Annotated in this window: 11 protein-coding genes; 5 read left to right on the top strand and 6 right to left on the bottom strand. The window is 67.9% G+C overall.

Annotation, left to right across the window (positions count from 1 at the left end):
- Positions 1–493: 493 nt before the first annotated feature.
- Positions 494–976 (top strand): hypothetical protein, encoded by a 483-nt coding sequence (locus AB0J67_RS37015; protein WP_363489773.1) that lies wholly within the window; start codon positions 494–496, stop codon positions 974–976.
- Between the two features lie 109 nt (positions 977–1085).
- On the opposite strand, the gene AB0J67_RS37010 is transcribed toward AB0J67_RS37015, so the two are convergent.
- The 3 genes from AB0J67_RS37010 to AB0J67_RS37000 form a co-directional block, all read right to left on the bottom strand.
- Complete coding sequence (locus AB0J67_RS37010) at positions 1086–1772, bottom strand: hypothetical protein (protein ID WP_363489771.1); 687 nt, start codon at positions 1770–1772, stop codon at positions 1086–1088.
- Between the two features lie 540 nt (positions 1773–2312).
- Positions 2313–2975 (bottom strand): FKBP-type peptidyl-prolyl cis-trans isomerase, encoded by a 663-nt coding sequence (locus AB0J67_RS37005; RefSeq protein ID WP_363489769.1) that lies wholly within the window; start codon positions 2973–2975, stop codon positions 2313–2315.
- Positions 2976–3187: 212 nt separating this feature from the next.
- Positions 3188–3745 (bottom strand): lytic transglycosylase domain-containing protein, encoded by a 558-nt coding sequence (locus AB0J67_RS37000; RefSeq protein ID WP_363489767.1) that lies wholly within the window; start codon positions 3743–3745, stop codon positions 3188–3190.
- 28 nt (positions 3746–3773) lie between these two features.
- Here AB0J67_RS37000 and AB0J67_RS36995 point away from each other — a divergent pair, with 28 nt between their 5' ends.
- Positions 3774–3938: a hypothetical protein gene (locus AB0J67_RS36995; protein ID WP_363489765.1), complete on the top strand. Its 165-nt coding sequence runs from the start codon at positions 3774–3776 to the stop codon at positions 3936–3938.
- A 602-nt stretch (positions 3939–4540) separates the two neighbouring features.
- Here the strand turns inward: AB0J67_RS36995 and AB0J67_RS36990 are convergent.
- On the bottom strand, positions 4541–5227 hold the full coding sequence (locus tag AB0J67_RS36990; protein WP_363489763.1) for a GGDEF domain-containing protein: 687 nt from the start codon (positions 5225–5227) through the stop codon (positions 4541–4543).
- Positions 5224–5472, bottom strand: coding sequence for a hypothetical protein (locus AB0J67_RS36985; protein ID WP_363489761.1), 249 nt, complete (start codon positions 5470–5472; stop codon positions 5224–5226). Before AB0J67_RS36985 ends, AB0J67_RS36990 begins: the two co-directional genes overlap by 4 nt.
- A gap of 261 nt (positions 5473–5733) precedes the next feature.
- Between AB0J67_RS36985 and AB0J67_RS36980 the strand changes: the two genes are divergently transcribed.
- Positions 5734–6027 carry a hypothetical protein gene (locus tag AB0J67_RS36980; RefSeq protein ID WP_363489759.1) on the top strand — a complete coding sequence of 98 codons (294 nt, stop codon included), beginning with the start codon at positions 5734–5736 and terminating at the stop codon, positions 6025–6027.
- Positions 5993–6415 (top strand): FkbM family methyltransferase, encoded by a 423-nt coding sequence (locus tag AB0J67_RS36975; RefSeq protein ID WP_363489757.1) that lies wholly within the window; start codon positions 5993–5995, stop codon positions 6413–6415. The genes AB0J67_RS36980 and AB0J67_RS36975 overlap by 35 nt, the downstream gene beginning before the upstream one ends.
- Here AB0J67_RS36975 and AB0J67_RS36970 read toward each other — a convergent pair.
- Complete coding sequence (locus tag AB0J67_RS36970) at positions 6391–7116, bottom strand: CDP-alcohol phosphatidyltransferase family protein (RefSeq protein ID WP_363489755.1); 726 nt, start codon at positions 7114–7116, stop codon at positions 6391–6393. The two genes, AB0J67_RS36975 and AB0J67_RS36970, sit on opposite strands and share 25 nt — an antisense overlap.
- Positions 7117–7543: 427 nt before the next feature.
- Between AB0J67_RS36970 and AB0J67_RS36965 the strand changes: the two genes are divergently transcribed.
- Positions 7544–8950 (top strand): IS1380 family transposase, encoded by a 1407-nt coding sequence (locus AB0J67_RS36965; protein ID WP_363489753.1) that lies wholly within the window; start codon positions 7544–7546, stop codon positions 8948–8950.
- Positions 8951–9198 lie beyond the last annotated feature (248 nt).

The raw sequence follows: 9198 nt of genomic DNA, 5'->3' as shown, positions 1-9198 counted from the left end.
TGCTTCTGCCGCCCACATCCACCTGCGGTTGAGCACCCACACTCCCGCTGTCAACCAGCTGCCACCTGCGGCAATGAGGTTGGGACAAGCTCAATACGACTGTGCGCCTCGCGCCATGGAGATGGAGGAACCGAAAGGCGCTACGGGCGTGTATTGAAAGCGTGGGTCACGGCTTCGAAGAGGATGAAAGTTGGCGGGCCGTGGGAGCCCACGTATTCATAATCATCCTTTGCGCACTCGCGGTGGGGCCTTCGTGGAGATGCGCTGTCGATCAAGACGTGCAGTCCGCGGTGCCGGTGCTTGCGGGATGCTTGGTCGGCGTGCCTCTCGGTCACCGGGTATTCCACAGGCTGAGGCGACGGCATCTCCGCCTCAGGGGTGTCTTCCTCAGCCGTACTGGCGTCGTTGGTCGCGCACCGAACAGTACCCGGCGCACCGGTAGCCTGGCCGTCCGTCAATTTGGATATGCCTGATGCTCGAAGGAACACACTCGGTGAAGCGAGAAGTCGTCAGACCGCACATACTGTCGCGCCTCTTGTTCGGTGGAGTCTCAGCCTCGTTCGTCGCGATAGCCGCCGTGATGATTGGGGATGCGATTGCACAACGCGATTACATCTCCGCCTGTATCGGTCTATCCATCGCCATGGGCACGCTAGTAATGGGATGGCGGTTCCTGAGATCGGGTGTAGTGCTTGTCGGGTCCGAGTTGATTATTCGCGCTATTGGCCGCCAAGTATCGATCCAGGCAGCGGATATCGATGGCGTGGCATGCGAGAGCTGGAGCAGCACCGCTGGGTTTACCGTGTATGGTCCTGTCCTTCAGCTGCAGAAGCGTACCGAACTCGAGAGCAACAAGATGGTCGTGATCGAGATTCTAAGTTCATATAACGAGAACACTGCGCGTTCCAGAACGGCCCGCCTACGGCATCATATACTTGTCTCAAAAATGCTCAGCATGCAGCAAACCTTCGTATAGGCTCGTCGGCGAAACGCAACGTCCAGCTTTACCCTTCGCCGTCTGCGGGACCGAGGCGCCACAATTGGCCGGCGGGAGCTCCGCATCGGGTGTGAGGCGTCAGGTACTTCTAGCCGGTCCACGGCGGCACCCAGAAGGCAGGGTCGCGCGTCGCGGCGGCCGTATCGGCGCAGTACGCCCGCACGCGAACGTCGCCGCGGAACCGGATCATCATGACCGTGAACGTCACGAGGTTCGGATGTTCGGTTTCTCCCACTGCGGTACCTCCGTGGCCAGGCGTGGTCAACTCGATCGCGAACCCGACCCGCTTCTGTCCATCACTCGCCGTGATCTCGACAGCACCAGCCATGGGCGGATACCGGTGGACTTGGTGCTCCAACCGCATATCGGTGCCGGCTATTTCGAAGGTCACGGTGCGGTCGACATCCTCGGCAACGGACAGGTGCCGCATCGCCGCATATCCGTTACCGTTCTGGAACCACTGCGATTGCCATCTGAACCCTGCGGCAACGAGCATCCGCCGGATCAGTCCTGATGAAGTGGAGTCATAGCAGTTGTAGCCGTCGAAATGCTGCAAATTCGGATCGGCACCGTGGTGCAGTAGCAACCGCACCAGTTTAGTGCGGCGCTTCGTGCAGGCCATCAGCAGCGCGCTGTTGCCCGTCCACCGCTCCTGCTGGTTCGCATCCCAACCCGACCGGCACAGCGCTCGCAGACCTTCGAAGTCGTTGCGGTCGACTAGGCCAAGCACGCGCGAGAAGTCGACCATACGTGCGTTTGCCCGGCGTTTACCCACGCCGCATCCTACCGGCACGGGGATGCTCCCGTCCCTCACCTGCCCGTACCCTGGCAAACCGGGATCCCGCCGAAGGCGGAACCCTGAGACGACGGGTTGCGCGAGCCGCGTTTACGGGCTTAACGAACTTGGTGGGGGTCAGCTGACGCGGGTCTGGCGGTCCAGATGGACCCCTGATACAACGGTGCCCGTGGCTCTCGGTGATCATCTTGTTGTCGAGGAAAGTTGATCATGAGAGCCAGGGACAGGGATGATGCTACGACCCGGCTGCTGGGCCTCGACGGGCTGGCCGTCACCGGGGTCGTCGCCGGACCGCTCGGCCCGACGTTGACCTGGTCACCGCCGTTGAGCAGGCGTGCAGGTGTCCGGAGGAGTGCGGTACGCAGCCGGCACCCGCACCGGCCCTGGGTCACGCACAGCGCAAGGTCCGCTGAGTCCCCCTCCGACATGTTGCTGCCGGAGCCGGAAGATACCCCCTCGAAGGGATCTGTTTGATCTCCAGGTGTCGTGGCGGGGTACGACGCGATTGCTGCGGCGTGGTCATCTGGCCGACAGGACGTCCACGATGAACCGCAGCGGGCCGGCTGGTTGTCCGCCGGTGGGTTTGTCGCCGTAGGCGAGGGCGGCGGGGATGTCCAGCTGCACGCGACTGCCGACCTTCACCCCGGCAAGGCCTTGGTCCCATCCGGCGATCACGTTGCCCGCGCCGAGCGTGAACTCGAACGGCTGTAAGCGGGTCCATGACGCGTCGAACTCCTTGCCGGTCTGATAGTGCACTCCGACGTAGTTCACGGTGATCGTGGTCCCGGCCTTGGCCGCCGGGCCTTTGCCCTGGATCAGGGTCTTGACCGCGAGCTTGGCCAGCGCACCGGTGACGGCGGCGGCCGCTGGCTTCTTGCCCAGCGCCGGGTCTGCGCCTTCGGGCAGTGGCGGAAACACCGGCTTCGCGGCAATGCTGGCCGCCGGTGTCACTGAAGCTGCTGCCGCCGGCGGTGAGACGGCGTCACCGGACCAGCCGGAGATCGCCCACGCGAGCACTCCGGCGACGGCCAGCGCCGCGGCCGCGACCGCGACCGTCCGCAGGAGCCGTTTACGGGCTGCGGCCTGAGCGGCGGCCGCCTTGGCTGCCTTCGCTGCGGCACGCTTGTCGGCCTTGCTCACCGGCCGCCGCTGGGTGCCGGTGGTGCTCCCGTTCGCTGTCATCTACTCCATGATCTGGAAGCCATGTGCTGCGGCTTGCTGCTACCCGGCCGCAGGGTTCGCATACTGATACGCGCCCGACAAGCAGATCGCCTCCTTCAGTCCAGGCGCCCTTCGCCATCGGCCACCAGCATCAGCGTCGTCACCCCGGCCCAGCAGCCGCCTGGCTGCCTACGCTCCTCGGCTACGACGTCTCGCCTGGGCGGGTGCTGCGTTCAGTAGTTGTTCATGAGTGCGCGGACGTTGCCCACGTACTGCGGGTTGGGGTAGTAGACGTCGTCGCCGTCGGTGATCTCCTTGTCCACCGCGCCCTGGCCGTAGTTGTAGGCGGAGATGACGGCGTTGAGCAGGCACCATTCTCTGCTGTCGGACACGGTCGGGTCCTGGGAGCAGTCGTCTTCGCGTAGCGTGTAGTCGGGCTGGCACGGCGCGGGTGACGCGGGGTCGGGTTCGGGGCAGCCGATGGCGTACTTCATGCCGAAGTAGCGGATCAGCCACTGCAGGTACGCCGACCCGATCATCGTGTTGCCGTGCAGGGTGTGCACGTCCTCGTCCATGGCGAACGGGGAGTCGTCGTTGAGCCACGCGGCGGTCGCGGGCATGACCTGCATGGTGCCGATCCCGCCATCGCAGGCGATGATCGCCGACTGCCAGCCGCTCTCCTGCATCGCCACGGCCTTGATCAGCTTCGGGGGCAGGCTGACCTGCGAGACGGTCCAGAACCTTCGCGCCGCGGCCTGCTCCAGCGCGGCCTGCACCTGCGTCTTGGCCACGTTCACGCCCTGGTAGAAGGGGCACTTCGTGCCTGAGGGCACCGGTGACGGCTTCGGCGCCGGCGGCGGGGGGCCGGGCATGTCCGCCGGGCGCGGACTGGGCTTCGGCCTCGGCTTGGCCTTCGGGGACGGCGATACCGGCGCAGAAGGCGACGGGCTCGGGCTCGGCGACACCGACGGCGGGGCGCTGTGATCAAGTGTCGTCACCAGGCCGGGTTCGACCACCGCGCCGGTAGCCGCTTCGGCGCCGGCACCTGGCCGGCGACCGCCGTCCCATACCAGCGCGGCAGCGGTCAGAACGGCGGCAGTCAGCACGAGCGCGCCTGCAACGGCACGCGTACGCGTCCAACGCATTCTCTCTTGTCCTCCCCAGGCATTCGATCGGCATTCGATCGGCTGCAAAATCCGGCAACGCTACCCGCCTGGGGTGCCTGGGTGACACCGGCTCGGAGCGAGATCACACGGCCGACCGGCCACCCGAGGGCACTGCGCTCGCCGCAATGCTCGGCGAGCACCCCGCTGCTGCTCGGCCTGTTGGGAACGGCGCGTGGGCTTACGGCGGCGCCAACAGGATGATCAGGTGTTGGTGTTGGGTGTGCTGGGATGGGGCCGGCGCCGCGCTGCTGGGGGTTCGAGAACGTCGTGCCGGGCAGCTCGTGGATCATCTGCGTCATCGTCTTGATGACTCGCTCAACGATCCCGCCGTAGTGCGGCTGGCCCGGCGGCTGATGCCGAAGCCGAGGCGATCGGGCGCAAGGATGGCAGCAAGACGCGAGGCCGGCACTCCGTAAGGTCTCAAGCGGCTGCTGTCTGGGCGTGCAGGCCGTGGGTGCGGATCTGGCGGCGCTGGTGTGCCCATCCGGCGGGTGCCGGGTCGTGGGGTGTCCAGGCAACGGTGCTGCCGCGGGTTTCCTTGGCCCGGTACAGGGCCGTGTCGGCGCGGCGGAACAGCTCGGGGATGGGCAGGCCGGGCGTGTAGTCGGTGACGCCGGCGCTGAGCCCGGCCCGCAGGGGCAGTCCTCGCGTCTGCTGGGGCTGGTTGACCGCGGTGGCGGCGTCGCGCAGCAGCGTGGCGGCGACCTCGGCGTCGTGGGGCAGGATGATCGCGAATTCGTCGCCGCCGAGGCGTGCGACCATCGCGTCGGGGCCGAGGGTTTCGGTGAGTCGTCGGGCGGTGGTTGTCAGGACCTGGTCGCCGGCGTGGTGGCCGAGGGTGTCGTTGACGGTCTTGAAGTGATCGAGGTCTGCGATCGCCAGGGACCAGCGGCCGCCCTGGCGGGCGAGTTCGTGCAGCCGGGCGCCCAGGGCGGCGCGGTTGGGCAGGCCGGTGAGCGGGTCGGTGGCCGCGGCGCGGCGGGCGTCGTCGAGCTCGCGGGCGCAGCGGGTGCGGATCTGGTGGGCGGCCACAGCGCTGGCTGCCCACCCCGCGGTGCAGGCCAGTGCCAGACCGGCGGTGAGCAGGTCACGCGTCGTGGTGGTCATGGCTGGTCCTGCCGGGGCAGCCAACCGGTCTCGTCGTACACGGCCAGCGCGGTCGCTGCCAGCCCGGCGCGGTAGGCGCGGGCGTGGTGGCCGCAGAACGTCAGCTCGGCACCGCGGCCGAATACCGCCAGTACGTAGGCCCTGGCTCCGCAACGGTCGCAGGTGTCGGCGGGGTCGAGCATCGACACGCAGACGGCTGCCGCAGACGCCGCACCGGTGCCGGTGGTGTCGGTCTGGGTGGTCATGGCCGGTCCCTTCCGGGAAGCTACCTGGTTTTGCTGACATCCCTAGGCTGCAACCCGCCCCTGGCAGAACCCTTTCAACCCGATTTCACCGGAGTTGGCCGGCGCAGAACTCGGTGCGGCCGGTCGGCTCGCTGGGCGCTCGAGTGTCTGCCGCCGCCGACCAGCGCCTGAGCGAAAGGTAGGTTGGTTATGTTTGTCCGTTTGTGGGGTGTGGGTCGTTCGCTGGCGATGTATCACGGGATTCCGGGGCGCCATCGGCGGATGCGGGAGTTCTATGGGCGGTTCCTCGGCCGTGGTGATCTTGGGTTTGATGTCGGTGCTCATGTGGGCAGCCGGGTGCGTTCGTGGCGGGGTCTGGGCGTGCGGGTGGTGGCGGTCGAGCCGGAGCCGGACTGCCTGCGCGTGCTGCGGCTGTTTTTCGGGCGCGACCGCGGCGTGGTGATCGTGCCTGCCGCAGTCGGTGCCGCGCCGGGTTCGGCGAGTCTGGCCCCTGTCGTCGGCCACGCCTACGGTGTCGTCGATGTCGCGGGAGTGGGTCGCGTCGGTCAGCCGTGATCGGCGGTTCGGCGGTGTCAGGTGGGACCGCCGCATCGAGGTCCCTGTCGTGACGCTGGACGATCTGATCGCCCGGCACGGCCCGCCCGCATTCTGCAAGATCGATGTCGAGGGTTTCGAGACAGAGGTCCTGCGTGGGCTGTCGCGCCCGCTACACGCGCTGTCGTTCGAGTATCTGCCGGCCGCCCACGATGCTGCTGTGTCTGCGCTGGACCAGGTGGAGCGGCTCGGCGGCACGAGAGGGTACGAGTACAACTACTCGCCGGTGGAGACGATGCGGTTCGCATCCTCATGGTTGGACAGGGCGGGGCTGCAGCGGCTGCTGGAGCAGCGGTTCCGGCCGTTGGGCCGGTCTGGTGACGTCTACGCCCGTGCCCGCCTGCTGTGACGCGCCGGGCCGGGGGCGGCCTGGGCTGGGCGGGGGCGGGTGCCCGGTGCCGGTCTTCCCGCGTGTGCTGGTGCTGCTCGGCGGTGCCACAACCACACGACGTCTCGGCCGAAAGACTCGGTCAGCAGCACGAGCGCGACCGCCAGGACCGTGACGGTTAGCGGCTGTGCAAGCACGTCGGCCGCTGCGACGGTCAGGGCGATGCCCTGGATCGCGGCGACGACTTTGCGCCAGTAGCGCGGGAACAGCTGCCCTCGCAGCCACGGCAGCGCCCAGCTCGCGGCGACGTAGGCGTAGCGCATCGCGCCGATGGACAGCACCCACAACCCCACGGACCGGGCTGCGTACACGCTGAGGACGAGGATGAGGAAGGCGTCGGTCTCCATGTCGAAGCGTGCGCCGAACGCCGAGGTTGTGCCGGTGTGGCGGGCGACGCGCCCGTCGACCGCGTCGAGCGCCAGCGCCACGATGGCGATCGCGACCAGCACCCCGCTCGGGGTTTCGTGGAGCAGCGCGTCGGCGGTCAGTGCGGCGACGCAGCCGGTCAGCATGGCCCGTGCCAGTGTCACCCTGTCGGCGGGTCCGAGCGCCGTCCGCCGGGCGGTGTGCATCGCTTGGCAGGTCAGCACCGAAAGCCCGAAACTATAGACGAACCCGGCGGCCCAGCCTGGCGCGCCCAGTCCCACGGTCGCGGCGAGCACGGTGAGCAGCCCGCACTGAAGCGCTGCGACTCGCAGGGTCGACCCTGTGCCTGGGCAGGGCGTTGATCGTGGCATAGCGGCTCCGTGACTTTCGTGCATCTGACCGCGGCCTGGTCGGCGGAACGATCCCACCCTGCCGGCATGGTCACCGTAAGCAGCGCAGGGACGCCGCGCGCGGTTTTTGTGCCGATCCGCCCGCGGCGGCGAGATGTCTGTCGTGCGTGTCGTCTGCTTCGGCCGGGGTGGCTGACTTGCCTAAACGTGCTCGAGACAGGCAGCGCTGACCCAGAATGAGGTGGCGTTTGCTAACCTGAGTCATTCACGAAGCTTTGACCACATAGTGGATCTTGAATGCAAAAGTGCCTCTGATCTGGAACGATAGGACTTGTCTAGGGTCCGAAACCGTTGCAAGAGAGGCACTTTCAACGTGCAGAGTACCTTGTCGCGTCCCAAGCTTGTCGTCACGGCCGACGGCCGGGGTGTGGTCGGTCATGCCGGCGCCCGGCTGCTGACCGACCTCGCCGACGCCACAGGCCTGACCAGGGGATTTGGTGACGCGTTGGTCGTCGCGGGACGACGGGCGGGTGGGCACGGCCCGGGCCGGGTCGCCCTCGACGTGGCGGTGATGATCGCCGACGGCGGCAGAGCGATCACGGACCTGGGGGTGCTGCGCGCCCAGCCGGAACCGTTCGGGCCGGTGGCCTCGGGCCCGACCGCGTGGCGGGCCCTCGAGCTCATCGATGCCACCGCGTTGGGCAGGCTGCGGACCGCGCGGGCAGCAGCGCGGGAGGTCGCCTGGGCGCAACTGTGCGAGACCCGCGGCCGCCTGCCCGCCTCCACCGCCGCGGGCCGCGACGTGCCCGGCCTGGTCCTGGACATCGACGCCACGATCGTCATCACGCATTCGGAGAAAGAGCACGCGACCGCGACCTGGAAGCGAACCTTCGGCTATTACCCGCTGCTCTGCTTCCTGGACAACACCCGCGAAGCACTGGCCGGGCTCCTGCGTCCGGGCCGGGCCGGGTCGAACACCGCGGCCGACCACATCACCGTCCTGGACCTGGCCCTGGCGCAGATCCCCGACCCGCACCGCCACGGCACCGACATCCTCGTGCGCACCGACGCCGCCGGCTGCACGACCGCATTCCTGCATCACATCCGCGGCCTGCGTGAGCTGGGCCTGTCGACGTTCTTCTCCGTCGGCGTGCCCGTCACCGCACCGATCCGTGACGCGATCACCCACGCCACCGCCTGGATCGACGCCCTGGACACCGACGGCGACCTGCGCGACGGGGCGCAGGTCGTCGAACTCACCCACCTCGTCGCCGCGCACGTCCTCGCAGGCTACCCCGCCGGAACCCGCCTGATCGCACGCCGCGAACGTCCGCACCCCGGCGCCCAACTCGACCTGTTCGACACCGTCGAAGGATGGCGCCACCAGGTCATCGCCACCGACACACCCGTCGGCGGCGGCTCGATCCAATACCTGGAGGTCCGCCACCGCGGCCACGCCCGCGTCGAAGACAGAATCCGCTGCGGCAAGAACACCGGCATCGGCCGCTTCCCGTCCCGCGTGTTCGCGATCAACGCCGCCTGGCTCGAACTCGCCCTCACCGGCCAGGACCTGCTCACCTGGACCCAGCACCTACTGCTGGACGGCGAACTCACCCGCGCCGAACCCCGCAGGCTGCGCTACCAGGTCCTACACGTCGCCGCCCGCATCACCCGCGGCGCACGACGGACCCACCTGCGCATCCACGCGACCTGGCCCTGGGCGGCCGAGCTGGCCACCGCATTCCAACGCCTCGCCGCGCTACCCAGACCAGCGACCTGACCAGGCCAACCCCACCCGGCCACCCGCGACCAGGACACGGAGCTACCCGGTTCGAGCCGGGCCACGCGCATGCCCGCCACCACAATCAATAGACAGCCATCACCGTACCAGCAGATCCCAACCAAGATCTAAAACTCATGAAAGACCGAGGCTAGCTAGTAGTGCTTTGTTAGGTCGGTGGTCGGCGTTTGCGGCGGACGGTTCTGATCTTTCGTCGGCAGGTGGGGCAGGCGCCGGTCCAAGTGGCG

Origin of the sequence: Catellatospora sp. NPDC049609 (genome assembly GCF_040675365.1) — a bacterium.
Taxonomy (GTDB): domain Bacteria; phylum Actinomycetota; class Actinomycetes; order Mycobacteriales; family Micromonosporaceae; genus Catellatospora.
Note: the sequence above shows the minus strand (reverse complement) of the source record. Positions and strands in the feature narration are given on the sequence as shown.